We start from the raw sequence: 23,631 nt of genomic DNA, 5'->3' as shown, positions 1-23,631 counted from the left end.
TCCGGCATTTTGGTCATGGCGTCGGCACCACGCGTGGCGGCAACAGGCGGCGTTTGTTCTCGACCGGCGCCGCGTCTTCCGGTGGCCGCGCCGGCATCTGCTCGCCCAGCGGCTGCAGCACCAACACATGGCGCGCACCCTGGGTGCGCGCCAGCGGCAGGCAATGGATGCGCGCGAAGGCCGATTCGGAACGGCGCTCGACATGGCTGACCTTGGCCACCGGCAGGCCGGCCGGATAGACGCCGTCGACGCCGCTGGTGGTGAGCAGGTCGCCCTCTTCCACATCGGCGTTGCCGGGCATGAACCGAAGCTCGAGCGCACCGCCGCCGGCCGGATCGCCGTAGGCCACGCTGCGCGCGCCGGTGCGGACGTTCAGCACCGGGATGGAAAAATCGCGGTCGATCAGCAGCGACACCTCGGCCAGCAGCGGATGCAGGCGTGTGACCTGGCCGAGCACGCCGGTCTCGTCGAGCACCGGCGCACCGAGCGCCACGCCCTGCAGCTGGCCGCGGTCGATGATCACGCGGCGGGTGTAGGGGTCGGGCGCGTCGTACAGCACCTCGGCCGCCTGCTCGGGCGCCTGCAACCGCTGCCGCAGCGCCAGCAGGTCGCGCAGGCGACGGTTTTCCAGCAGCAGCTCCTCGACCTGATTGGCACGTTGCGCCTGCTGCAGGATGCCCTTGCGGGCGATGTCCTCGACCGACTGGGCCGACCGCACGGTCGCCATGTAGTCGGAGCCCAGCCGGCCCAGCCGCACCGGCTGCAGCGCCAGCCATTGCACCGGATACAAGGCGGTGGAAACCGCGGCGCGGATCGGCGGCGTGATGCCCAGCCGGGTATCGGCCACCATCAGGAGCAATGAAAGCGCTGTCAGCACCGCCAGCGTGGATCGTGCGGAAGGGCCCTGCTTGAAGAAGGGCGGCGCGGAGCGATCCAGGGTTCCCAGGGGCATGGCGGGACAAGAAGAGGTTACGCGGCCAGGGCTGGCCAGAGGAGACGGAAAACCGGCAGCATGATAGGTGAGCACCCACGCGATGGAAAGGTTCCATCCCGGACCGAACTGGGGGCACCCTCAGCGGCACGGTTCGCGCTACCGCCGGAAGGCCGGCGAGGCACCGGCCGCCGGGCCGTCCCGAGGCCGGTGCGCCTCCTCCCCGGGAGGTGGCGAACTAAACGGAACCGCAGGCGCAGTGGGAAGCCGGGAGACTCACATCCACCGGGGGGCTTATTCGGACGTGAAGATGCTGCCCAGGCGGTCCATGCGTTCCAGCGCCATGCCGCAACCACGCACCACGCAGGTCAGCGGCTCTTCGGCCACCAGCACCGGCAGGCCGGTTTCCTCGGCCAGCAGGCGGTCCAGGTCACGCAGAAGGGCGCCGCCGCCGGTCAGCATCATGCCGCGGTCGGCAATGTCGGCACCCAGTTCCGGGGGTGTCTGCTCCAGCGCGTTCTTGACGGCCGAGACGATGTTGTTCAGCGGGTCGGTCAGGGCTTCCAGCACTTCGTTGCTGCTGATGGTGAAGCTGCGCGGCACGCCTTCGGACAGGTTGCGGCCCTTGACTTCCATCTCCTTGACTTCGGAGCCGGGGAAGGCGCTGCCGATGTTCTTCTTGATGGCTTCGGCCGTCGGCTCGCCGATCAACATGCCGTAGTTGCGGCGGATGTAGTTGATGATGGCTTCGTCGAACTTGTCGCCGCCGACGCGGACCGAGCCCTTGTAGACCATGCCGCCGAGCGAGATCACGCCGACTTCGGTGGTACCGCCGCCGATGTCGACCACCATCGAGCCGGAAGCCTCGCTGACCGGCAGGCCGGCGCCGATGCCGGCGGCCATGGGTTCCTCGATCAGGTAGACCGCCGTGGCGCCGGCAGCCTCGGCTGCGTCCTTGATGGCGCGGCGCTCGACCTGGGTCGACCCGCAGGGTACGCAGATGATGATGCGCGGGCTCGGGCTGAGCATCGTGCGCGGGTGCACCATCTTGATGAACTGCTTGATCATCTGTTCGGTGATCACGAAGTCGGCGATGACACCGTCCTTCATCGGGCGGATGGCCTCGATGTTGCCGGGCACCTTGCCCAGCATGGCCTTGGCTTCGCGGCCGACGGCCTGGATGACCTTCTTGCCGTGCGGGCCGCCTTCGTGGCGGATGGCGACCACCGAGGGCTCGTCCAGGACGATGCCCTTGCCGCGGGCGAAAATCAGGGTGTTGGCAGTACCCAGGTCAATGGCGAGGTCGGTAGAGAAATACCGGCGAAAAGCTCGAAACATTACGAATCCTATGGGGGCACGACATGCTGTGCGCCTGCCGTCGCCGGTTTGCTGTTTGGTATCTGGGGGTCGAGTCGGAGGGGGTCGGTCACTAACCTTTTGTGCCGGCGCGGGGCGCGGGCTGGGCCTCCGGACGAAGGCGGGATAATACCCGATGCGGTCCGCCGCCCCTGAGCTTCTACAGGGGCCGACAGGCCTTTCCAGCATCCACTTCAGCACCGGCGCCCATCGCGCCGCCCGTCATGGCACTTACTCACCAAGACATCGGCCGCATCGCCAATTTGGCACGGCTTGAATTGAAACAAGACGAAAGCGATCGGATGCTAGGCCATCTGAACGCGTTTTTCGCGGTCGTCGAACAGATGCGGGCAGTCGACACCAGCGGCCTCGAGCCGCTGGCGCACCCCGTAGCCGCCTTCGAGGACGTGGCCCTGCGCCTGCGTCCCGACTTGCCCGGCGACTATCCCTCGCGCGAAGACAGCCAGCGCAGCGCGCCCGCTGTCGAGAACGGCCTGTACCTCGTGCCCAAGGTGATCGAATAAATGACGACCAAGACTGATTCCTCCAAAGACCTGCACGACCTCGGCGTGGCCGAACTGGCCTCGAAGATCGCCGCCCGCGACGTTTCCGCCGTCGAGACCGCACAGCACTTCCTCGACCGCGCCGCCCGGCACCGGAACCTGGCCGCCTATGTGTCGATCGACGCCGAGGTGACCCTGGCCCAGGCCCGCGCCGCCGATGCCCGCATCGCCGCAGGCACCGCCGGCCGTCTCGAAGGCGTGCCGATGGCCCACAAGGACCTGTTCGTCACCCGCGACTTCCCCACCACCGCCGGCTCGAAGATGCTGGCCGGCTACCGCTCGCCCTTCGATGCGACCGTGGTCGCGAAGCTGGCGGCGCAAGGCGTCGTGACGCTGGGCAAGCTCAGCTGCGACGAATTCGCCATGGGTTCGGCCAACGAGACCGTCGCGGTGCCCGCCGTCGGCCACGACACGCCGTCCGCCCCGCTCAACCCCTGGGACCACAGCCGCGTGGCCGGGGGCTCGTCGGGCGGCAGCGCAGTGGCTGTGGCAGCCCGCCTGGCACCGGCCGCCACCGGCACCGACACCGGCGGTTCCATCCGCCAGCCGGCGGCTTTCTGCGGCGTGACCGGCATCAAGCCGACCTATGGCCGCGCCTCGCGCTACGGCATGGTGGCCTATGCATCCAGCCTCGACCAGGCCGGCCCCATGGCCCGCAGCGCAGAAGACTGCGCCCTGCTGCTGTCGGCCCTGTGCGGCCCCGACCTGGACCGCGACTCGACCTCGCTGGATCGCCCGGCCGAAGACTATTCACGCTCGCTGAACGACTCGCTGCAAGGCCTGCGGATCGGTGTGCCGAAAGAGTTCTTGGGCGAAGGACTGCAGCCCGACGTGCGCACCGCGGTGGACGCAGCGCTGAAGACCTACGAAAGCCTGGGCGCGAAGCTGGTGCCCGTCACCCTGCCGCGCACCGAGCTGTCGATCCCCGTCTACTACATCATCGCGCCGGCCGAAGCCTCGTCGAACCTGAGCCGCTTCGACGGCGTCAAGTTCGGCCACCGCTCGGAAAAATACACCGACCTGCTCGACATGTACAAGATGACCCGCGCCGAAGGCTTCGGCGAAGAGGTGAAGCGCCGCATCATGATCGGCACCTATGTGCTGAGCCACGGCTACTACGACGCCTACTACCTGCAGGCGCAGAAGATCCGCCGCATGATCGCCGACGACTTCCGCGCCGCCTTCGCGACCTGCGACCTGATCGCCGGCCCGGTCGCACCCAGCGTGGCCTGGAAGATCGGCGACAACGCCGACGACCCGGTCGCCAACTACCTGGCCGACATCTTCACCCTGCCCGCCTCGCTGGCCGGCCTGCCGGGCATGAGCCTGCCGGCAGGTTTCGGCGCCGGAAACATGCCGGTGGGCCTGCAGCTCATCGGCAACTACTTCAGTGAAGCGCGCCTGCTGAACGCGGCGCACCAGTTCCAGCAAGCCACCGATTTCCACCTTCGCGCACCGGAGGGCATCTAAGCCATGTCGTCGTCGTTACTCGTCCAAGGCTATGAAGTCGTCATCGGCTTCGAGACCCACACCCAGCTGTCGACCGCATCGAAGATCTTCAGCCGCGCCCCGACCGCTTTCGGCGCCGAGGCCAACACCCAGGCCGCACCGGTAGACCTGGCCCTGCCGGGCACCTTGCCGGTGATGAACAAGGGCGCGGTCGAACGCGCCATCGAACTCGGCCTGGCGCTGGGTTCGACCATCGCGCCACGCAGCGTCTTCGCCCGCAAGAACTACTTCTATCCCGACCTGCCCAAGGGCTACCAGATCAGCCAGTTCGAGATCCCGGTGGTGCAGGGCGGATCGGTCGAATTCCTGCTCGGCGAAGAAAAGAAATCGGTGCGCCTGGTGCGCGCGCACCTGGAAGAGGACGCCGGCAAGTCGCTGCACGAAGGCTTCATCGGCATGAGCGGCATCGACCTGAACCGGGCCGGCACGCCCTTGCTGGAGATCGTCACCGAACCGGACATGCGCAGCAGCGCCGAAGCCGTGGCCTACGCCCGCGAACTGCACAAGATCGTGACCTGGATCGGCATCTGCGATGGCAACATGCAGGAAGGCTCCTTCCGCTGCGACGCCAACGTGTCGGTGCGCAAGCCGGGCCAGCCGCTCGGCACGCGCCGCGAGATCAAGAACCTGAACAGCTTCAAGTTCATGCAGCAGGCGATCGACTTCGAGATCCGCTGGCAGATCGAGGAAATCGAGGACGGCCGCGCCATCCAGCAGGCCACCGTGCTGTTCGATCCCGACACCGGCGAGACCCGCGCCATGCGCACCAAGGAGGACGCCGCCGACTACCGTTATTTCCCCGATCCGGACCTGCCGCCGCTGGTGGTCGAGGCTGAATGGGTGGAACGCGTGCGGTCGCGGATGCCCGAGCTGCCGCGCGCCATGGCCGCACGTTTCGTCGCCGACTTCGGCGTGCCCGAATACGACGCCGCCACGCTCACCCAGAGCAAGGCGATGGCGGCTTATTTCGAAGCCACGGCCAAGGCCAGCGGACAGGCGAAACTGGCCAGCAACTGGATCATGGGCGAGGTGTCACGCCGGTTGAACACCAGCGAAGCGGGCATCGATTCGGCACCGGTTTCTTCCGCCCAATTGGCGGCGCTGATCGGCCGCATCGCCGACGGCACCGTCAGCAACAACGCTGCACGCCAGGTGTTCGACGCTCTGTGGACCGGCGCCGGAAGCGACGTCGATGCGGTGATCGAATCCAGGGGCCTGAAGCAGATGAACGATTCCGGTGCGCTGGAAAAGATCATCGACGAGGTGCTGGCGGCCAATGCCGACAACGTCGCCCAATTCCGGGCCGGCAAGGAAAAGGCCTTCAACGCGCTGGTCGGCCAGGCGATGAAGGCCAGCAAGGGCAAGGCCAATCCGGCCGAAGTCAATGCGATTCTGAAGGCCCGCCTGGGCTGATGCCCTACAAGGTCCGGACAGGTGTCTGGGGCACCTTCTGCACCTTGCGTTTGTCGTACCCCATGGCCGCAACGCGACTCAGCAACACCTGGTATTGCGCTTCGGTCAGCGTGGGGGTGCGGGCCATGATCCACACGTGATCACGCTTGTCGCGCGCCACGATGGTCTGGCTGTAGTCCGGGCTGACATAGGCGATGCGGTAGTCGGCCTTGATCGGCCAGATGAACTGCACGCCCCACACCGCCGGGTCTTCCTTCGACACGAAACCGGTGGAACCCAGATGCTTGAGTTCCCCATCCTGCTTGCGGAACCGGAAGTCGATGTCGACGGTGCCGTCGTCCTGTAGCCGGTAGGTCTCGACCGCGTCCGTGGCGTCCTTCTCTGGAAAGGTCGGGATATTCGCGATGACATACCAGGCGCCCATGTAACGCTGGATGTCGACACCGCTCGCCAGCGGCACCGGCGCGTCAGGTTTCTCGCTGCTCGAAGCGCAGGCGGCGATCAGGGCGACGGTTGCGGCGCCCAGCCCGGCAGCTGCGGCCAGGCGGAGATGGTGTTTGTTCATGGAAGAAAACAGGTCAGGGTGAACATGGTGGCCACCCTAAGACGGCCTGCGCCGCACCTGCGTCGTCCGGTTGCCGCGCCGCTTGTAGGCCGGACCTACTCGTCGACGCCGTAGCGCTGGCGGTATGTCATGACCCGCGGGTGATGCGCCGCCACCTCTTCCGAGCCGTGGCTCGACAGGTACTGCAGCAGATCGGCCAGGCGCGCGATGGTGCAGACCTGCATGCCCAGCCGGCTGCGCACGTACTGCACCGCGCTGTAGTCGACGTCCAGGCCGTTCTCGGTCGCCTTTTCCTGGCGGTCGAGCGCGATGGCCATCGCATGCGGCACCGCGCCGGCAGCCTTGATCAGCGCGATGGATTCACGCGCGGCGGTGCCGGCCGACATCACGTCGTCGATGATCAGCACGCGGCCCTTGAGCGGCGCGCCCACCAGGCTGCCGCCTTCGCCGTGGTCCTTGGCTTCCTTGCGGTTGTACGCAAACGGCACGTTGACGCCACGCCGCGCCAGTTCGATGGCCACCGCGGCCGCCAAGGGAATGCCCTTGTAGGCGGGGCCGAAGATCATGTCGAACGCGATGCCGCTGTCGATCAAGGCGTCTGCATAAAATCCCGCCAGACGGCCCAGCTTGGCGCCGTCGTCGAACAAACCGGCGTTGAAGAAATACGGCGACAGACGACCCGCCTTGGTCTTGAATTCACCGAACCGCAGAACGCCGGACTCGATGCAGAACTGCACGAATTCCTGGGCCAGCGGGCCCACCGCGTTTGCGCCCGAAGCGCCATTGCCATCCACCACCATGGGACGATTTCCTTGTTCAAATTAACGAGCCTGAACCTGAACGGCATCCGTTCGGCTACCAGCAAAGGCCTGGAAGCCTGGATCTCGGCAACCGCGCCGGATTGTATTTGTGTGCAGGAGGTGAAAGCGCAGGCAGCCGATGTCGCCGGCCGTTTCGAGCACCTCGCGGGGCTGAAAGGGCATTTTCACTTCGCCGAAAAGAAGGGATATTCGGGCGTGGCGATCTACAGCCGGCACGAACCCAGCGATGTGGTCATCGGCTACGGCTCGCCCGAGTTCGATGCGGAGGGCCGTTACGTGGAGCTGCGCTTCGACACACCGGCCCGCAAGCTGTCGCTGATCAGCTGCTACTTCCCCAGCGGATCGTCGGGCGAGGAACGCCAGCTGGCCAAGTACCGTTTCCTGGCCGAGGTGCATCCAATCCTGATGGCGCTGAAGGGCGACCGCGAATTCGTGCTGTGCGGTGACATCAACATCGCCCATCAGGAAGCCGACCTGAAGAACTTCAAGGGCAACCGCAAGAACAGCGGCTTTCTGCCGGAAGAGCGCGAGTGGATGAGCAAGATCCTGCACCTGACGGACACCACCGGCGGCCTTGTCGACGTCTACCGCAAGCTCTACCCCGACACCACCGACGATTGCTACACCTGGTGGAGCAACCGTGGGCAGGCCTACTCCAAGAACGTCGGCTGGCGGCTGGACTACCAGATCGCCACGCCGGCCATCGCGCAGACGGCACGCACCGCGGCTGTCTACAAGGACGTGAAGTTCAGCGACCATGCGCCGCTGACGATCGAATACGACCTCGCGCTGTAGCCTGCAGGACCCGTCGGCCCCGTTCGCCGACAGGGGTCGAGCCTTTAGAATCCGCAGCCAGGGTGTTCGGTCGACAGGATGTCGGCCCGGCAGGTTTCAGCGCTGGTCGGGCCGCCACGCGGCCTTGCCACGACCCATGAACCACCCTCAACACCTCCTCGAGATCATCGCCGCCGGCCTGTTCGGCATCGCACTGGTCCACACCTTCGCCGCCCGGCAGTTCGAGCGCCTTTCCCGACGTTTCCCGCGCCATGCCGGCCTGTTCCACCTGCTCGGTGAAGTCGAGGTGGTGTTCGGTTTCTGGGCCATGGTGCTGGTGCTGGCCATCGCGCTGGTCGCGGGTGCCGAGCCGGCGCTGCAATACGCCGAATCGCGCCACTACACCGAGCCTCTTTTCGTGTTCGTGGTGATGGTGATCGCCGCATCGCGCCCCGTCCTCCAGGCGGTGATGGCCACGGTGGACACCATCGCGCGCCGGCTGCCGATACGCACCGCGCTGGCGAGCGCCTGGCTGGGCCTGGCAGCTGTTCCGCTGTTCGGATCGCTGATCACCGAGCCCGCGGCGATGACCATCGCGGCGCTGATGCTGGCGCCTCGGATCTTCCGGCCCGAGGTGCCGGAACGGATGAAATACCTGGCGCTGGGCGTGCTCTTCGTCAACGTGTCGATCGGCGGGACTCTGACGTCGTTCGCCGCGCCTCCGGTGCTGATGGTGGCGGCTGCCTGGTCCTGGGATTCGGGCTACATGCTGGCCACTTTCGGCTGGAAGGCAGCGATCGCGGTGCTGGTCAACGCCACCTTCGCCACGGTCCTGCTGCGCAGGCACCTGGGCGACACGTCCGCCACACCGGTGGCCGCCACCGTTCCGCTGCCGGTGATGGCGGTGCATTTCTGCTGCCTGGCCGCGGTGGTGCTGCTGGCCCATCACCCGGTGGCGTTTCTCGGGGTGTTCCTGCTTTACCTCGGTTTCCTGCAAGCCTACGAACGCCATCAGGACCCGCCGATCATCAAGGAGGCGCTACTGGTGGCGTTCTTCCTGGCCGGGCTGGTGGTGCTGGGCGGCATGCAGCAGTGGTGGCTGCAGCCGATCGTGTCGGGCATGTCGCCGCGGGTGCTGTATTTCGGCGCTACCGCACTGACTGCGGTCACCGACAACGCCGCACTCACCTATCTCGGATCGTTGATTTCCGGCATTTCCGAAGAAGCCAAATACAGCCTGGTGGCCGGCGCAGTGACGGGCGGCGGCCTGACAGTGATCGCCAATGCGCCCAACCCGGCCGGCGTCGCCCTGCTGAAGCGAGGGTTTGCCGACGGATCGGTCGGCGCGGGCGGGTTGCTGATGGGCGCGGCGATCCCGACCCTGGTGGCGCTGATCGCCTTCGAACTCTTCTAGCCCTGGTTCCGCGCCCCGCGCTGCGCCATGTGAACCTGGTGCAGCGTGATCTTGTGCACCTCGGCCTGGCTGCTCTCGATGTGGGCGCGCAGCAGCATCGCGGCCTGGTTGCCGCGTTTGGTCAGGATGGCCGACAGAATCTGCCGATGCTCCTCGTAGACCACATCGATGCGCGGCCGACGGGTGAAGTCGAGTCGCCGGATGATGCGGATGCGTTCGGTCACGTCGCGATGCACCCGCGCGATTTCGTCGTTGCCAGCGGCGGCGACGATGTCGCAATGGAATTCCTCGTCCCACTGGGCCACCTCGGCCGCGTCGAGGGTGCGCGCTTCGGGCGGTGCCAGCCAGCGGTGCGCAAGCGCGTCCAGCATCGCGTGGCCGGGCGTGCGGCCGCCTTCGCAAAGCCGGTGCACCGACGTGATCTCCAGCACCCGCCGCAGTTCGTACAGCTGCGCGAACCGGGCGAAGTCGAAAGGCAGCACCCGCCACCCGCTGCGGAACAAAAGTTCGACATAACCCTCGTCGCGCAACCTGAAAAGCGCCTGCCGCACCGGTGTGCGCGACACGCCCAGCCAGGCGGCGATTTCGTTCTCGGTGAAACGATCGCCGGGCACCCGGCGGAAGTGGGCGATGTCCTGCTGAAGCAGGGCATAGACCTCGTCCGCACGTTTGCCCATGCCGGCCGCGCCGCGGCTGGCCGAGGCGTCGGCGAAAAGCGTCGGCAAGGGGATCGGTGAGCTCACCCGACGATGGTAGCGCGCACAAAATGCATCGATCACCCCGGGCGACGACCAATAATAGGCAGCCCCCAGAACATTCCGATGCCGCCCACCGCAACGCCCCCCGTGTCCCCAGACTCCTTCGCCGCCCCCAAACCCTCCTGGCGGCAGACGCTGCGGGTCTACGCCGAACCCGCCAGCCTGCGCATGCTGGCGCTGGGTTTCTCGTCCGGCCTGCCGCTGCTGCTGGTGCTCGGCACCTTCAGCTTCTGGCTGCGTGAGGCTTCCGTCGACCGGTCGTCCATCGGCCACCTGAGCTGGATCGGGCTGGCCTATGCCTTCAAGTGGGTCTGGTCGCCGCTGGTCGACCGGTTGCCGCTGCCGCTGCTGAGCCGCACGCTGGGTCAGCGGCGGGCCTGGCTGCTGCTGGCGCAATGCGGCGTGGCGGCAGGTCTTGCGGGCATGGCCTTCAACGACCCGAAACTGGCGCTGCAACCGATGTTCTGGTGCGCGCTGGCGACCGCCTTCGCATCCGCCACGCAGGACGTGGCGCTGGACGCATTCCGCATCGAATCCGCCGGCGCCGAACGGCAGGCGGCACTGGCTGCCACCTACCAGACCGGTTACCGCCTGGCCATGATCTGGGCTGGCGCCGGCGTGCTTGCACTGGCTGCCTACGCCGAGCTGGCGGACGCCCAGGGCTATCAGCCGCAGGCCTGGCGTTTCGCCTACCTGGCGATGGCCGCGTCGATGCTGGTCGGCATCGTCACCACCCTGCTGTCGGCCGAACCCGCGCCGCGCGAGATGGCCGCACCACGCAATGCCGCCGAATGGCTGCGCGGCACCCTGGTCGAGCCGTTTGCAGATTTCTTCCGCCGCTATGGCAGCCGGGCATTGCTGGTGCTGGCGCTGATCGCCGTGTACCGCATCAGCGACGTCGTGATGGGCATCATGGCCAACCCCTTCTACGTGGACATGGGCTACACCAAGGCCGAGGTGGCCACCGTCACCAAGCTGTACGGCGTGGTCATGACACTCGTCGGCGCCTTCGTCGGCGGCGCATTGGCCATGCGCCTGGGCGTGATGCGGGTGCTGATGCTGGGCGCGGTGCTGTCGGCGCTGACCAACCTGCTGTTCGCCTGGCTGGGCACCCGCGGCCACGACGTGACCGGACTGGTGCTGGTGGTGGCGGCCGACAACCTGGCCGGGGGCATCGCCACCTCGGCTTTCGTGGCCTACCTGTCGGGGCTGACCAACCTGAAATATTCGGCGACGCAGTACGCGCTGTTCAGTTCGCTGATGGTGGTGCTGCCGAAGTTCATCGCCGGATTTTCGGGCGATGCCGTCGACCGTTTCGGCTACGGTTCCTTCTTCGTCGGCACGGCCTTGCTTGGAATACCGGTGCTGTTGCTGGTAGCCCTGGCGATGCGTGCGACGCCGGTCGCGGGGAACCGGCCGCAGCGTCCGTTTACCTAACTTTACGGCGGCGACAACGCCGCCCACTGCTCCGCGCAGGAGGATCAACCCATGCCAAGTCCCCAACTCCTGATGATCGAAGACGATACCCGCCTGGCCCAGATGGTCGGCGAGTACCTGGCCCAATCCGGCTTCGGATTCACCCATGCCGGCACCGCCGCGGAAGGCCTGCAGAAGCTGCAGGGCGATGCCGCAGCCGCTACGCCCGACCTGGTGATCCTCGACCTGATGCTGCCCGACATGGATGGCCTGGACGTGTGCCGGCGCATCCGCGGCCTGAGCGGCCATGCGGCACAGGTGCCCCTGCTCATGCTGACCGCCAAGGGCGACCCGATGGACCGCATCATCGGCCTCGAACTCGGCGCCGACGATTACCTGCCCAAGCCCTTCGAGCCGCGTGAACTGCTGGCGCGCATCCGCGCCATCCTGCGCCGGCGCAGCGAAGGCTCGGCATCGGCCAGCCGCAACCTGCAGTTCGGCTCGCTCGAGATCGACCGCGATGCCCGCACCGTCACCGTGGCCGGCCAACATGCCGAAGTCACCAGCTACCAGTTCGACCTGCTGGTGGCGCTGGCCGAACGGGCCGGTCGTGTGCTGACCCGCGACCAGATCATGGAAGCCGTGCGCGGCCGCGAACTCGAGGCCTTCGACCGCTCGATCGACGTTCACATGGGCCGTATCCGCGCGGCCATCGAAGTCGATGCGAAGAACCCCAAACGCATCCTCACCGTACGAGGCGTGGGTTACGTCTTCGCCAAGCAGCAGGACTAGCCATGGCCGACCGCCGCCGTCCCATCTGGACCCGCTCGCTGCCGCTCGCGCGCATGGCGCAGCGCCTGTATGTGCGCATCTGGCTGGCGGTGCTGCTGGCGGTGGCCGTGCTGACGCTGATGGTCGGCTGGGCATGGCAGATGGCGTCCGATCCGCCGTTGCGGGAAGTTTTCGTGCGCAACGCTGCCGGCGAAGTGGTCGGCAGCGGCGCCTTGCGGCCCCGCCGCGGCCCGCATGCGGAAGGCCCGCCGGTGGGTGCGCCGCCACCGCCGCCGCCCGATGGCGACGAACCCGAAGGCGAAAGCCGACCGCAGATCCGCACCGGCCCCGAATTCGCCGTCGCGATGAAGAATGGCGAGACCCTGACGGTGCACCTGCCCCGTCCGCCACGCAGCTTCTGGAACCGACCACCCTTCGGTTTTTTCTGGACCCTGGGCCTGGTGGGCGTGGCGGTGGCCCTGGCGACCTATCCCATCATCCGCAAGCTCACCCGCCGGCTCGAAAAGTTGCAGCAGGGCGTGGAGCAATGGGGCCGCGGCAACCTGTCGGCCCGGGTGGCGGTGCAGGGTTCCGACGAAGTGGCTTTCCTGGCGCTGCGTTTCAATCACGCTGCCGAGCGCATCGAACACCTGGTGCAGTCGCACAAGTCCCTGCTGGCCAACGCCTCGCATGAACTGCGCTCGCCATTGGCCCGCATCCGCATGGGGCTGGAACTGATGAACCCCGGCGGTTCGTCGGCGCGCGATGAGATCGCCCGCAACATCGGTGAACTGGACCAGCTGATCGACGAGATCCTGCTGGCCAGCCGGCTGGACGCCGACGAAGCCGACATCGGCACCGTGGAGACGGTCGATCTGATCGGCCTGGCCGCGGAGGAATGCGCCCGCGCTGGAGCCGAACTCGACCTGGCGGAGAACGACAACACCAGCGTCGAGACGAGGGGTGTCGCGCGGCTGCTGCGGCGGGTGGTGCGCAACCTGCTTGAAAACGGCCGCCGTTATGCCGAGGGCGACATCGCGTTGTCGGTACGCCGTGAAGGCGACCGGGCGGTCTTGCGGGTAAGCGACCGCGGCCCTGGCGTTCCGCCCGAACTGCGCGAACGTATTTTCGAACCCTTCTATCGGCTGCCCGGCGCCAGCGAACGTGAAGGCGGCGTGGGCCTGGGCCTGGCGCTGGTCAGGTCCATTGCCCAGCGGCACCAGGGCACGGTGCACTGCGAGGGCCGTGAAGGCGGCGGCGCGGTGTTCGTGGTGTCGCTGCCGGCGTACGGCTGAACCGGCTGCCGGCCAGGGCGTGCCTAGAATCCGCCGCCCACCACCCCGTTCGACCCATGCTGCACATCATTGCCAACCGATTCACGCTGACCGAGTTCCTGCTCGACAGCCTGCCGGCCGACCAACGCAGCCGGGTGGCGATGCATCCCAGACGCATCAAGGGCGTGGGTTATTCGCTGCTGAAGGCGCTGGACGCCTTTTTGCCCTTCCGGCTGCCCGGCTTCCGCCCGTTCCCGGCCGAATACCTGCAGCAGCTCCAGGCGATAGCGCCCGGCGATTCGGTGCTCGTCTTCGGCATCGAGAACATCAAGGACCTGCGTATCGTGCGCAAGTACCTGCGTACCCGTCGGGTGTCGGTCTTCACCTGGAACCCGGTGATGGACTACCAGCAGACACCGTGGGTCCGGCGGCAACACATCCGCCAACTCAAGGGCCTGGGTTTCCGGGTCTTCACCTTCGATCCGGGCGACGCGCAGCGCTACGGCCTCACGCTCATCAAGCAGGTCTACCGGCCGGTCGACGGCCTGAGCGAATCGGTGCCGGAAGACTTCGACATCTATTTCCTGGGCAAGGACAAACACCGCTTCACACGCCTGCAGTCACTCGGCGAGACCTGGCGCAAGCAAGGCCTGCGAACCCATCTGCGGGTGATCGCCGAGCCGGGCGAAAAGCATCCTGAATCGGCTGTGGTCGACGTGCGGCGCGATGCGCTCGGCTACCGCGAGAACATCGCGCTGATCCGGCGTTCACGCTGCCTGTTGGAGCTGGTCCAGGCCAACCAGACCGGGCTGACCATCCGCTGCCTGGAGGCGATGTTCTTCGACCGCAAGCTGGTCACCAACAATCCGCAGGTGAAGCTGCTGCCCTTCTACGACCCGGCCCGTTTCTTCGTGCTGGGCCAGGACGACCTGTCGGCCATGCCGCAGTTCCTGGCGGCCAGCACGACGCCGCTGTCGGCGGACGATCTTGCGGGTTATGCCTTCCCCGACTGGATCCGTCAGTTCGAGGTTCCGCCAGCAATCTGAGGATCGTCCTTCTTACCGCGCGAGGCGAAGCCGGCTTCGGCCATCACCAACGCCAGCATGAAGGCGAAGAAATGGTTTTCGCGGGCGCTCCACATGGCCGCGTTCACCATGCTGTCGATCAGGAAGATGCACGAAAAGCTCACCAGCATGCCGCGCATGCGGGGCGATGCCTTGCGTGCGGCCCAGAGCGGCGACAACACCAGCGCCGCATAGAACAGCACGCCCGGCAGGCCGTTCTCCATCCAGAAGAACAGGAACTGGTTGTGCGGATGCCAGTTGCCGAATTCGCACCAGTCCTCGCGTTCGATGTGGCGGCAGAACTGCTGGTGATAACTGCCGGTGCCCCAGCCGGCGATCGGGTGTTGGCCGATCATGTGCGCGGTGGTCTTCCAGAAGGTGACACGGCCGCCGATGCTGTTGGTCTGCATGCTGTCGCTGCCCTGCGCCTCTGCCACACCGAGTTCGATGCGCTCGCGGATGGCCACCGACGACATCAGGATGCCGCCCACGACCACCAGCGCCGCCACCACGGCCACCCAGCGCCGACGGCCGTCCAGGCTCATGAAAAGATAGGCCACCACGCCGCCGAGCAGCATGACGTAGCCGGTGCGGCCCTTGGACAGGTGTGTCACGCTGAGCGCCGCCATGACGGTCAGCACCATCCAGACGCCGCCGCGCCAGTTCATGCCGGCTGCCTTGGCGCGGTCCAGGGTCACCACCGCGAAGAAACACATCATGATTCCCTGGGTGATGTAGTCGCCCACCACCATGTGTGTGATGCCCCAGCCGGTCTCCTTGCTGACCGACCACGGCACGACCACCCAGACCCCGGCATAGACCGAGAACAAAATGAAAAGCATGGCGAGCACGAACGCATCCATGCACCGCCGCCGCCACGCCATGCCCGCCAGCAGGCTCATGAACAGGGGCACCATCAGCAGCTTCGAATACTTGCGCAGGGTCATGCCCACGTAATGCGGGTCGGAGGACGGATGCAGGCACCACACCAGCACCACACCGAACAGCAGTGCGGCGATCCATGCGGTCGGCTGTCGGCGGATGGTCTCGAAACGGCCGCGGAAATTACCGGCCAGCAGCCAGAAGACGAATGTCAGTGCAGTGGCGATGAACCCCGGCGCCATCAACACCGGGAAAAGGCCATAGGACGCCACCAGGCTGATGCATGCGGCCTGCGACATCCGTTGCTGGAAACGCGAGGTGTGGGGGGAATCGATCATGGGAGAGCGCAGCCACCCTTCTGTGGGGAAAGTCATGCGGTTTCAGGTGAAGTGCGGAAAAGAAAGCGGCCGACGATGCTCTGCCGGCGAAACAGCTTCAGACGAACATACGGTTCGAGCTTGCGCCGCTCGCCGCCGCGCAGTTTGATCATCGGCGTGCAGGGCTCGGGTATCGGATTGAAAAGCAGGTGTACATAAAGGCGTCGTCGTTTCCAGCGCGAACGCGCCTGGAACGCATAGGCACTGTCCTCGGCGCGCAGCAGCAGCAGCCGATAGCGGGACGGTTCCCGCTCAAGCAAGTCCTGTGCACAAACATGCACCGTGTGATAACTGGGCGAACCCAGCTTCTGCACCACGGCATCGAACCGGCCACTGGCGCGCAGCGCGTCGAGGTAGTCCTCGGTTTCGCCGTCGACGACTTCTGCGCGGAACAGCGCCAGCCATTCGCGGATGAAGGGCGAGCCGGCAGGCGCCGCCATGCACCAGCTGTCGACCAGCGGACGGGAACCCTCGACCGCATAACGGTCCAGGTAGAAACCGACATATTCGGCACCCGTCGCCTGCTGACGTGCCAGCATCCAGTCGAGCGAGGTGGTGAGAATGATCGACGAATCGAGCCAGATGCCGCCGTAGCGTTCGAGCAGCGCCAGGCGGATCCAGTCGGACTGCTTGGCCGCGCCCAGGCGGGACAGCGTCGGCGGAACATCAGGCAGAAACTCCGGCACGCTGCGGGCGCTGAGCAGCTGCACTTCGTAGCCGGGATTCAGCGCCTTCCAGTTCTCGATGCACAGCCGCACCACCAGCGGCGGATGGTCGTCGTGCCAGTAGGACCAGACCTTTGGCGGCACCGGCGCGGCCAGCGGCGCGGCATCTGCCAGCAGCCATTCGTGCGCCGGACCGATACGGCGGATGGGCCGCGTGCAACATGCGTATGCCAAGACGACACAAACCAGCAACGCTGGCACAAGCCACAACGGAATCATCATGCGTCGGCAGGAAAACGATGCGGTACGATCCCTGCCCCCGTGCGGCACCCGCCGCCGCAGGACACCACCGCACCATGAGCCAACCTGTCGCGCACGCCCTGCACTGGGACAACATTTCGGCCCTGGTGCTCGACAGGCAGAGGGCCGTGTTCGCCGCGCTCGACCTCCCGCTGCAGCAGGACCATGTCCACAAGATGCGGCATGGCATCTGGATGAACCAGCGCATCGCCGAATCGGCCAGCGACGACATCGTCGTGTTCTGCGATGTGGACGCCTTTCCGCTTCGGCGCGAAGGCTGGGAGCAGGCGATGCAGATCGCGTCGCAAAATGCCATCTTCGGCCTGGCGCAATTTTCCAACCATCGCCCGACCACCGAGATCTATGCCGGCCCGATGTTCCTCGCGTTTCGAAAGTCGGTCTGGGAATCGCTGGGGCGCCCGGACATGCGCTCTTCGGCGGAGCACGACGCCGGTGAAGCCCTGTCGCTGGAAGCCCGCAGGCAGGGCGTTCACCTGCATCTGATGAAACCGACCGGCTGCGTTATTCCCAAATATGCGTTGGGTCGCGAAGGCATCTTCGGGATCGGGACTTTCTACGGTGACAACGACTTTTTCCATCTCTTCGAATCCCGCGACGCAGCGCACGAAAAAATACTGGCTGCGGTAGCCGACGATGTGTCCGCACACCGCCCGCTCGACTTCGCGAACTATCTGTCCTTGGCGATGGAACAGAATGAAACCGCTGGTGAAGTGTCCGGGCGGAGCCGCACGAGCTGGTGGCGTCGCATTATCTCCTGAAGGCCTCCGAGAGCCGAAATGACGCTGCCACTTGTATTTATCAACCTTGAGCGTGACGCAGAGCGTCGAACACGTTTACTCGGCCAACTGCGTGAAAGCGGTATTGAAGGCTCGCGTCTGCCGGCCGTCTGGTGGGCGGACTTGCCCGAGGAACGGCAGGCCGCCTGGTATTGCCCTGATTTGAACGCCCGGCAATATTACAAATCCTTGCTGAACGGCGAAAAAGGCTGCTATGCCAGCCACCTGACCGCCTGGAAGATGTTGCTCGACAGCCATGCTCCAGCCCTGGTGGTGCTGGAGGACGATGTCTGTCTCGCCCCCGGTTTTGCCGAGGCGCTGCGAGCCATCGAGGCATTGGACGTGCCCTGGGACATGGTCAAGCTGATCGGCCGCAACCACGAGAAGGTGCTCTCCAGCCGCCGGCTGACGGACGCGCTGCAACTGGTGCAGTACCGACGCGTGCCGAGTACCACGGCCGGTTATGTGGTGAGCCGCTCGGGTGCGCAGAAACTGCTGGCAAAGCGGCAGCCTTTCGGTCGACCGGTGGATGTCGACCTGCGTTTCTGGTGGGAAAACGACTTGCGCATCCTGGGCGTGACGCCCTCTGTGCTTTCGCTGGATTCAACCAGCGATGTCAGCACCATCTGGCAGCAGATCGACCATCTGTCTCCCATGGCGCGGCTGCGCAAGCTGCGCATGAAATGGCAGCTGAACGTGGGCAATCTGCTGCACGGCCGACGCCATCCGCGGCTGGGTTAGAGCGGCTGCAGGCCTTCGATCAATTGCCGGTAACGGCTGAGCATCAGTTCGGCGCCGAACGATTTTTCTGCCTGCAGCCGTGCCGCAGCTCCGAGCCGCGCAGCCAGGGCCGGCTCCTGCAGCAGGCGCTGGATGGCATCCGCCAGTGCGGTCGCATCGTTCTCCGGCACCAGAAGGCCGGTTTCGCCATCCACGATCACCTCGCGCGCGCCGACCACATCGGTGGCGATGCAGGCGCAGCCGGCCGCCATGGCCTCGCATAGCGCCAGGGGCATGCCTTCGTAATGCGTCGACAGCACGAATACCTGCTGGCGCACCAGCCGCTGCGGCAGGTCGCCGACCGAACCCAGAAAACGCACCTGCGAGGAAAGCCCGCGCACCGTCACCAGGGACCGGATCTTTTCGGCGATGCGGGCCTTTCCGCCGCCCGCGAGGTCGAGCCGGGGCCGCAAGCCCCGCCCGGCCAGTTGGGCCAGCGCCCTCACCAGCGTGGCGTGGTCTTTCTGTCGGCCGAACCGCGATGCCATGCAGACGATGGGCTCGCGGTCCGGCCACGGCAACAGGGCTTCGCGGGGAAAACGGCCGAGATCGATGCCATTGGGGATGGCCACGCAACGTTCGGCCGGGAAACCCAGTTCCAGCAGCCGCTGGCGCACGCCTTCGGAGACACCGACGATGGCCGCCGTCCGTAATGCCAGCCAGCGCGACTGCCGCAGACGCCAGCGGGTATAGCGCTCACGCGAGTTGTGCTCGACATGCACCAGCTGCGGCACACCCGCCAGCAGGCCGGCGTAGCGTCCCCAGATGTGTTCGCTGAAGCCGTGGGCCACCAGCACGTCGGGGCGCAACTCCAGCGCGAGCCTGCGCAGCGCCAGCACGGTCGCGACATGCGACCAGCCCGGTATCAGCCGCACATCCAGGCCTTCCGCCCGCAGTGCTTCCACCCGGCCCGGCGGCGTATGGCGCTTCAGGCGCAGCGCCAGCACGGCCTGCATGCCGCCGTCGCCGCGTGCCGCCAGGCAGAGATCGACGGCGACCTGGGTGGCGCCGGAAAACCCACCGGTGACGAAATGCAGGACACGCATGCGGTCGTCGCCTGTCAGCGGGGGCTGGGCGTGGCTTGAAACGTCAGTGGCCGCCGGCGAAGACTTCGCCTGCCTTCAACCGGTACAGCGTGCCGCAATAAGGGCATTTGGCTTCGCCGGTGCGGGCGACGTCCAGGTACACCTTGGGATGGGTGTTCCAGAGCTTCATGTTGGCGGTCGGGCTCGGGCAATAGACACCACCCTGGGCGTTCAGGTCGGCAGCGGCCAGTTCGACGACGGCGGCGGGCTGGCGGGGGGCGGTGGCGGGGAAGTAGGCGGGGCTGGTCATCGTGGGGACTCTGCTTTCAGACTTTGGTCAGCCAGTGGGCGTACTTCGGGTTGCGTCCGTTGACGATGTCGAAGAACGCCTTCTGGACTTTTTCGGTGACCGGGCCGCGGCTGCCGGCGCCGATCTCGATGCGGTCCAGCTCGCGGATCGGCGTCACTTCGGCGGCCGTGCCGGTGAAGAATGCTTCATCGGCGATATAGACCTCGTCGCGGGTGATGCGCTTCTGCACCACTTCGATTCCCAGGTCGGCCGCGATGTGCATGATCGTGTTGCGGGTGATGCCGTTCAGGGCACCGGCCGACAGGTCTGGTGTGTAGATCACGCCCTTCTTCACGATGAAGACGTTTTCGCCGGCACCTTCGGACACGAAACCGGAGGCATCGAGGAGCAACGCTTCGTCGTAGCCATCGTCCAGGGCTTCCATGTTGGCCAGGATCGAGTTGCTGTAATTGCTCACCGCCTTGGCCTGCGTCATGGTGATGTTGACGTGATGGCGGGTGTAGCTGCTGGTCTTGACGCGGATGCCGCGCGACATGCCTTCGTCGCCCAGGTAGGCGCCCCACGACCAGGCGGCGACCATCATGTGGATGGTATTGCCGCGCGGGCTGACGCCCAGTTTCTCGGAGCCGATCCACGACAACGGGCGGATGTAGCCCGACTTCAGGCCGTTTTCGCGCACGACCGTGCGATGGGCCTCGTTGACCTCATCCTGCGTGAACGGGATCTTCATGCGCAGGATCTTGGCGCTGTTGAACAGGCGCTCGGTGTGTTCCTGCAGGCGGAAGACCGCCGGGCCGTCGACCGTGTCATAGGCGCGGACGCCTTCGAAGACACCGCAGCCGTAATGCAGGGTGTGGGTCAGGACGTGGATCTTGGCCTCGCGCCAGTCGACGAGTTCGCCGTCGATCCAGATCTTGCCGTCACGGTCGGAAAGCGAGGGTGCGGGGGGCACGAGAGTCATGCGCGGGGTCCTTCAAATACGCCGTGCAGCCGACCAACGGCTGCGAAAGCCGCGCATTTTACGGTGCCGGCGAAGCCGCAGGCGCGTTGGTAGCGTCAGCTTCGTCCGCCACCGCCGGCCGGGTCATCTGCCAGGTGCTGAGCTTGCCGGAGACGAACACGCAATCCACGTACGAATGCGAGCCGTCGGTCCAGCGATAGGTTTCGGTGTCGGTGCCCTTGCCGCTGAGTTGCTCGCCCAGTGCGCGGGTCATGGCAACGACGTGCAGCAGGTTGACGCCCGGCTTGAGCTTGGCATTGAGCATGACCGCGCTGCCCACGTAACCGACCGGGCGGTCGGATGCGCGCTTGAGCACGGTCATCATGCGGGTGAAATGCAGCAGCAGCCACATCACGAGGCCGCCGCCGACGACTGCGATGCCTTTCATGCCGTAGGTGTTGAAGGCTACCGCCAGCAGGGCCAGGCAGCCGATGGGAACGAGGATCTTGGGCAATTTCATGGCGCGTATTTTCGCAGCGCCCGCGATCCCGTTCCTTGTCCGACCTTTTTACTTGTTCGGCTTGGCTGCCGGCGGTGCCGGCAAGGCCGTCAGGCCGGTGTCCTGCACCACGGTCAGCGAAGTCACGTAGCTGGCCTTGTCGAACTTCTGGCCGTCGGCGCGTTCGCCGGCAGGGCCGTTGTGCATGATTTCCATCACGTAGGTGCCCTTCCAGGGGAGCGACACCGACAGCTTGCCGTCGGCGTCGGTGTGGTGTTCCTGCGCCCAGCCCGATGCGGTCACCACCGCCACCTTGGCCTTGGGCAAGGGCTTGCCCTGGAAGAAGGCCTGCAGTTCGGCGGTTTCGGCGGAGGCCACACCGGTCGGCACCAGATCGAGGGCCAGCACCGGCTTCTGCGCCGCCAGGTCGGTCACCAGGCGGGCAGCCGGCTGGTACATGCCCTTGCCGGGTTTTTCGCCCTTGATGTCCCACATCGGATAGGTGGCGTCTTCGGCGATCAGGGATTCGCCTTTGGCGGCCTGCAGCGGAATGGTGAAGGCACTGGCCGTCTTCATGACATCGGCCTGCTGCACGCCCTGAGCCGAGACCTTCTTCACCACCGGCTTGCCGAACTTGTCGAGCAGGCCTGGCGACACCTCGCGCAGGTTCTCGCCGAACTCGCCGAAGAACAGCCTGGCGCCGGAGGCGTCCTGTTCGATCCACACCTGGTGGGCGGAAACGCCGGCGGCGGCGAACAGTGCTGCTGCAGCGCAGGCGATCAGGCGGGCTTTGGAAACGAGATGCATGGTTGTCTTGCCGGTTCGAGTGAAAACGGCGGCCAGTCTAACGGCGACAAGAATCGTTCTCATCTGGAAAGCCCGACCCGCCCCCCGGTCTTTACCCCGGGATCACTGCAACTGGCGCAACAGCTCGATGGCTTCCTCCACCCGCTCGACCGGGTGCACCGTCAGTCCCTCGATGGGTTTCCTGGGCGCATTCGCCTTGGGCACCAGCGCCACCGAAAAACCCAGCTTGGCTGCCTCGCGCAATCTTTCCTGGCCGCGCGGCGCCGGGCGCACCTCGCCGGCCAGGCCGACTTCGCCGAAAGCGAGAAAACCGCTGGGCAGCGCCTTGCCGCGCAGGCTGGAAGAGATGGCCAGCATCACCGCCAGATCGGCCGCCGGCTCGCTGATGCGCACACCCCCCACCGCGTTGACGAACACATCCTGGTCCATGCAGGCCACGCCCGCATGGCGGTGCAGCACCGCCAGCAGCATGGCCAGCCGGTCACGGTCCAGGCCCACCGAAAGCCGGCGCGGACTGGGTCCGCCGCTGTCGACCAGGGCCTGGATTTCCACCAGCATCGGCCGTGTGCCTTCCAGCGTCACCAGCACGCAGCTGCCGGGCACCGGCTCGGAATGCTGGCTCAGGAAGATGGCGCTCGGGTTGGCGACACCCCGCAGGCCGCGCTCCGTCATGGCGAAGACGCCGATTTCGTTGACCGCGCCGAAGCGGTTCTTGATGGCCCGCACCAGCCGGAACGCGCTATGCGATTCACCCTCGAAATACAGCACCGTGTCGACCATGTGCTCCAGCACCCGCGGGCCGGCCAATGCGCCTTCCTTGGTGACGTGGCCGACCAGCACGATGGCGATGCCGCTGGCCTTGGCGGCCCGGGTGAGATGGGCGGCACATTCGCGCACCTGCGCCACCGAACCTGGCGCGCTCGTCAGCTGGTCCGAATACACGGTCTGGATCGAGTCGATCACCGCGACCGAGGGTTGGCGCGCGTCCAGGGTGGCCAGGATCTTCTCGAGCTGGATCTCGGCCAGCACATTGACCCGCGAACCGTCGAGTCCCAGGCGACGCGCCCGCAGGGCGATCTGTGCGCCGGATTCCTCGCCGGTCACATACAGCGTTTCGAGCCCGCTGCGCTCAAGGGCGTCCAGCGCCTGCAGGAGCAATGTCGACTTGCCGATGCCGGGGTCGCCGCCGATCAGCACCACGCCGCCTTCGACGATGCCGCCGCCGAGCACGCGGTCGAGTTCATCGATTCCGGTGGATGCTTTTGCGACATCCGCTGCCTGGATATCCGATAACGCGGTCACCTCGGAGCTGGGCGCCAGCGCGGCGAACGTGGGCTGCGCCAAGCGGTTCTTGCCCGGCGGTGCAGATGGTTGCGCGACGGTTTCCACCAATGTGTTCCAGGCACCGCAGTGCGGGCACTTTCCGAGCCAGCGAACGCTGGTTCCGCCGCATTCGCTGCAGACGTAGCTTGATTTTTCCTTGGCCATAACCGGCCGACTATACGGGCGACGACATGGCGTCCGCCGTTGCCTGCCCATCCATCCGACAAAGGCGAAATGTCATCAAGCAGGAGATGGCGATACACATGGACACGTGTTCTTAATATGGGTTAAAACATG

Annotated in this window: 24 protein-coding genes; 11 read left to right on the top strand and 13 right to left on the bottom strand. The window is 66.1% G+C overall.

Annotated elements, in window-relative coordinates; translation table 11 throughout:
- Positions 1-13 precede the first annotated feature (13 nt).
- On the bottom strand, positions 14-952 hold the full coding sequence (mreC, locus tag AC3ANW_RS22595; protein WP_488343063.1) for a rod shape-determining protein MreC: 939 nt from the start codon (positions 950-952) through the stop codon (positions 14-16).
- Between the two features lie 273 nt (positions 953-1,225).
- The gene (locus AC3ANW_RS22590) at positions 1,226-2,269 is read right to left on the bottom strand and encodes a rod shape-determining protein (protein ID WP_488343062.1); all 1,044 of its coding nucleotides are present in this window, start codon (positions 2,267-2,269) and stop codon (positions 1,226-1,228) included.
- 242 nt (positions 2,270-2,511) lie between these two features.
- Between AC3ANW_RS22590 and gatC the strand changes: the two genes are divergently transcribed.
- Genes gatC through gatB form a run of 3 tightly spaced genes read left to right on the top strand, consistent with a single transcriptional unit; the run spans position 2,512 to position 5,772 of the window.
- Positions 2,512-2,811, top strand: a complete 300-nt coding sequence (gene gatC / locus AC3ANW_RS22585) for an Asp-tRNA(Asn)/Glu-tRNA(Gln) amidotransferase subunit GatC (protein WP_488343061.1) — start codon at positions 2,512-2,514, stop codon at positions 2,809-2,811.
- Entirely contained in the window at positions 2,812-4,320 is a 1,509-nt protein-coding gene (gatA, locus tag AC3ANW_RS22580) for an Asp-tRNA(Asn)/Glu-tRNA(Gln) amidotransferase subunit GatA (protein ID WP_488343060.1), read from the top strand.
- 3 nt (positions 4,321-4,323) lie between these two features.
- Positions 4,324-5,772 carry an Asp-tRNA(Asn)/Glu-tRNA(Gln) amidotransferase subunit GatB gene (gene gatB / locus AC3ANW_RS22575; RefSeq protein ID WP_488343059.1) on the top strand — a complete coding sequence of 483 codons (1,449 nt, stop codon included), beginning with the start codon at positions 4,324-4,326 and terminating at the stop codon, positions 5,770-5,772.
- Between the two features lie 4 nt (positions 5,773-5,776).
- Here gatB and AC3ANW_RS22570 read toward each other — a convergent pair whose 3' ends face one another.
- Both AC3ANW_RS22570 and pyrE read right to left on the bottom strand, forming a co-directional pair.
- Complete coding sequence (locus tag AC3ANW_RS22570; protein ID WP_488343058.1) at positions 5,777-6,337, bottom strand: lipocalin family protein; 561 nt, start codon at positions 6,335-6,337, stop codon at positions 5,777-5,779.
- Positions 6,338-6,432: 95 nt separating this feature from the next.
- Entirely contained in the window at positions 6,433-7,137 is a 705-nt protein-coding gene (gene pyrE / locus AC3ANW_RS22565) for an orotate phosphoribosyltransferase (RefSeq protein ID WP_488343057.1), read from the bottom strand.
- 12 nt (positions 7,138-7,149) lie between these two features.
- Between pyrE and AC3ANW_RS22560 the strand changes: the two genes are divergently transcribed.
- Complete coding sequence (locus tag AC3ANW_RS22560) at positions 7,150-7,953, top strand: exodeoxyribonuclease III (protein ID WP_488343056.1); 804 nt, start codon at positions 7,150-7,152, stop codon at positions 7,951-7,953.
- Between the two features lie 136 nt (positions 7,954-8,089).
- Positions 8,090-9,346 (top strand): putative Na+/H+ antiporter, encoded by a 1,257-nt coding sequence (locus AC3ANW_RS22555; RefSeq protein WP_488343055.1) that lies wholly within the window; start codon positions 8,090-8,092, stop codon positions 9,344-9,346.
- On the opposite strand, the gene AC3ANW_RS22550 is transcribed toward AC3ANW_RS22555, so the two are convergent.
- Positions 9,343-10,089, bottom strand: coding sequence for a GntR family transcriptional regulator (locus AC3ANW_RS22550; protein ID WP_488343054.1), 747 nt, complete (start codon positions 10,087-10,089; stop codon positions 9,343-9,345). The genes AC3ANW_RS22555 and AC3ANW_RS22550 overlap by 4 nt on opposite strands.
- Positions 10,090-10,167: 78 nt before the next feature.
- Between AC3ANW_RS22550 and AC3ANW_RS22545 the strand changes: the two genes are divergently transcribed.
- From AC3ANW_RS22545 to AC3ANW_RS22530, 4 genes are read left to right on the top strand one after another with little or no spacing between them, the layout of a single operon-like run.
- Positions 10,168-11,541 (top strand): AmpG family muropeptide MFS transporter, encoded by a 1,374-nt coding sequence (locus AC3ANW_RS22545; protein ID WP_488343053.1) that lies wholly within the window; start codon positions 10,168-10,170, stop codon positions 11,539-11,541.
- Positions 11,542-11,592: 51 nt separating this feature from the next.
- Entirely contained in the window at positions 11,593-12,312 is a 720-nt protein-coding gene (locus AC3ANW_RS22540) for a response regulator (protein ID WP_488343052.1), read from the top strand.
- Between the two features lie 2 nt (positions 12,313-12,314).
- Positions 12,315-13,586: an ATP-binding protein gene (locus AC3ANW_RS22535; RefSeq protein ID WP_488343051.1), complete on the top strand. Its 1,272-nt coding sequence runs from the start codon at positions 12,315-12,317 to the stop codon at positions 13,584-13,586.
- Between the two features lie 56 nt (positions 13,587-13,642).
- Positions 13,643-14,611, top strand: coding sequence for a WaaS/CpsH family glycosyltransferase (locus AC3ANW_RS22530; protein ID WP_488343050.1), 969 nt, complete (start codon positions 13,643-13,645; stop codon positions 14,609-14,611).
- Here AC3ANW_RS22530 and AC3ANW_RS22525 read toward each other — a convergent pair.
- Together AC3ANW_RS22525 and AC3ANW_RS22520 are read right to left on the bottom strand one after the other, a co-directional pair.
- On the bottom strand, positions 14,584-15,849 hold the full coding sequence (locus AC3ANW_RS22525; RefSeq protein WP_488343049.1) for an O-antigen ligase family protein: 1,266 nt from the start codon (positions 15,847-15,849) through the stop codon (positions 14,584-14,586). The two genes, AC3ANW_RS22530 and AC3ANW_RS22525, sit on opposite strands and share 28 nt — an antisense overlap.
- Before the next feature lie 32 nt (positions 15,850-15,881).
- Positions 15,882-16,787 (bottom strand): glycosyltransferase family 32 protein, encoded by a 906-nt coding sequence (locus AC3ANW_RS22520; RefSeq protein ID WP_488343048.1) that lies wholly within the window; start codon positions 16,785-16,787, stop codon positions 15,882-15,884.
- Positions 16,788-16,981: 194 nt separating this feature from the next.
- Between AC3ANW_RS22520 and AC3ANW_RS22515 the strand changes: the two genes are divergently transcribed.
- Both AC3ANW_RS22515 and AC3ANW_RS22510 read left to right on the top strand, forming a co-directional pair.
- A complete protein-coding gene (locus AC3ANW_RS22515; RefSeq protein ID WP_488343047.1) occupies positions 16,982-17,632 on the top strand; it encodes a hypothetical protein in 651 nt (216 codons plus the stop codon).
- Positions 17,633-17,650: 18 nt separating this feature from the next.
- On the top strand, positions 17,651-18,391 hold the full coding sequence (locus AC3ANW_RS22510) for a glycosyltransferase family 25 protein (RefSeq protein WP_488343046.1): 741 nt from the start codon (positions 17,651-17,653) through the stop codon (positions 18,389-18,391).
- Here the strand turns inward: AC3ANW_RS22510 and AC3ANW_RS22505 are convergent.
- The 6 genes from AC3ANW_RS22505 to radA form a co-directional block, all read right to left on the bottom strand.
- Positions 18,388-19,476, bottom strand: coding sequence for a glycosyltransferase (locus AC3ANW_RS22505; RefSeq protein ID WP_488343045.1), 1,089 nt, complete (start codon positions 19,474-19,476; stop codon positions 18,388-18,390). The two genes, AC3ANW_RS22510 and AC3ANW_RS22505, sit on opposite strands and share 4 nt — an antisense overlap.
- 43 nt (positions 19,477-19,519) lie before the next feature.
- Positions 19,520-19,765 carry a zinc-finger domain-containing protein gene (locus tag AC3ANW_RS22500; RefSeq protein ID WP_488343044.1) on the bottom strand — a complete coding sequence of 82 codons (246 nt, stop codon included), beginning with the start codon at positions 19,763-19,765 and terminating at the stop codon, positions 19,520-19,522.
- 16 nt (positions 19,766-19,781) lie between these two features.
- On the bottom strand, positions 19,782-20,726 hold the full coding sequence (locus AC3ANW_RS22495) for a branched-chain amino acid transaminase (RefSeq protein ID WP_488343043.1): 945 nt from the start codon (positions 20,724-20,726) through the stop codon (positions 19,782-19,784).
- A gap of 58 nt (positions 20,727-20,784) precedes the next feature.
- Entirely contained in the window at positions 20,785-21,225 is a 441-nt protein-coding gene (locus AC3ANW_RS22490) for a glycerate kinase (RefSeq protein ID WP_488343042.1), read from the bottom strand.
- A 48-nt stretch (positions 21,226-21,273) separates the two neighbouring features.
- A complete protein-coding gene (locus AC3ANW_RS22485) occupies positions 21,274-22,011 on the bottom strand; it encodes a DUF4198 domain-containing protein (protein WP_488343041.1) in 738 nt (245 codons plus the stop codon).
- 102 nt (positions 22,012-22,113) lie between these two features.
- Positions 22,114-23,499 (bottom strand): DNA repair protein RadA, encoded by a 1,386-nt coding sequence (radA, locus tag AC3ANW_RS22480; RefSeq protein WP_488343040.1) that lies wholly within the window; start codon positions 23,497-23,499, stop codon positions 22,114-22,116.
- Positions 23,500-23,631: the final 132 nt, after the last annotated feature.

The organism is Xylophilus sp. PBN-3R (assembly GCF_057747805.1).
Note: the sequence above shows the minus strand (reverse complement) of the source record. Positions and strands in the feature narration are given on the sequence as shown.

Coding starts and splice junctions, on each gene's coding strand:
- pyrE (WP_488343057.1), bottom strand. CDS start 7,137: ATGGTGGTGGATGGCAATGGCGCTTCGGGCGCAAACGCGGTGGGCCCG.
- AC3ANW_RS22500 (WP_488343044.1), bottom strand. CDS start 19,765: ATGACCAGCCCCGCCTACTTCCCCGCCACCGCCCCCCGCCAGCCCGCC.
- AC3ANW_RS22570 (WP_488343058.1), bottom strand. CDS start 6,337: ATGAACAAACACCATCTCCGCCTGGCCGCAGCTGCCGGGCTGGGCGCC.
- AC3ANW_RS22485 (WP_488343041.1), bottom strand. CDS start 22,011: ATGCATCTCGTTTCCAAAGCCCGCCTGATCGCCTGCGCTGCAGCAGCA.
- gatA (WP_488343060.1), top strand. CDS start 2,812: ATGACGACCAAGACTGATTCCTCCAAAGACCTGCACGACCTCGGCGTG.
- AC3ANW_RS22555 (WP_488343055.1), top strand. CDS start 8,090: ATGAACCACCCTCAACACCTCCTCGAGATCATCGCCGCCGGCCTGTTC.
- AC3ANW_RS22535 (WP_488343051.1), top strand. CDS start 12,315: ATGGCCGACCGCCGCCGTCCCATCTGGACCCGCTCGCTGCCGCTCGCG.
- gatB (WP_488343059.1), top strand. CDS start 4,324: ATGTCGTCGTCGTTACTCGTCCAAGGCTATGAAGTCGTCATCGGCTTC.
- AC3ANW_RS22505 (WP_488343045.1), bottom strand. CDS start 19,476: ATGCGTGTCCTGCATTTCGTCACCGGTGGGTTTTCCGGCGCCACCCAG.
- AC3ANW_RS22545 (WP_488343053.1), top strand. CDS start 10,168: ATGCCGCCCACCGCAACGCCCCCCGTGTCCCCAGACTCCTTCGCCGCC.
- radA (WP_488343040.1), bottom strand. CDS start 23,499: ATGGCCAAGGAAAAATCAAGCTACGTCTGCAGCGAATGCGGCGGAACC.
- mreC (WP_488343063.1), bottom strand. CDS start 952: ATGCCCCTGGGAACCCTGGATCGCTCCGCGCCGCCCTTCTTCAAGCAG.
- AC3ANW_RS22495 (WP_488343043.1), bottom strand. CDS start 20,726: ATGACTCTCGTGCCCCCCGCACCCTCGCTTTCCGACCGTGACGGCAAG.
- AC3ANW_RS22510 (WP_488343046.1), top strand. CDS start 17,651: ATGACGCTGCCACTTGTATTTATCAACCTTGAGCGTGACGCAGAGCGT.
- AC3ANW_RS22490 (WP_488343042.1), bottom strand. CDS start 21,225: ATGAAATTGCCCAAGATCCTCGTTCCCATCGGCTGCCTGGCCCTGCTG.
- AC3ANW_RS22590 (WP_488343062.1), bottom strand. CDS start 2,269: ATGTTTCGAGCTTTTCGCCGGTATTTCTCTACCGACCTCGCCATTGAC.
- gatC (WP_488343061.1), top strand. CDS start 2,512: ATGGCACTTACTCACCAAGACATCGGCCGCATCGCCAATTTGGCACGG.
- AC3ANW_RS22540 (WP_488343052.1), top strand. CDS start 11,593: ATGCCAAGTCCCCAACTCCTGATGATCGAAGACGATACCCGCCTGGCC.
- AC3ANW_RS22530 (WP_488343050.1), top strand. CDS start 13,643: ATGCTGCACATCATTGCCAACCGATTCACGCTGACCGAGTTCCTGCTC.
- AC3ANW_RS22525 (WP_488343049.1), bottom strand. CDS start 15,849: ATGATCGATTCCCCCCACACCTCGCGTTTCCAGCAACGGATGTCGCAG.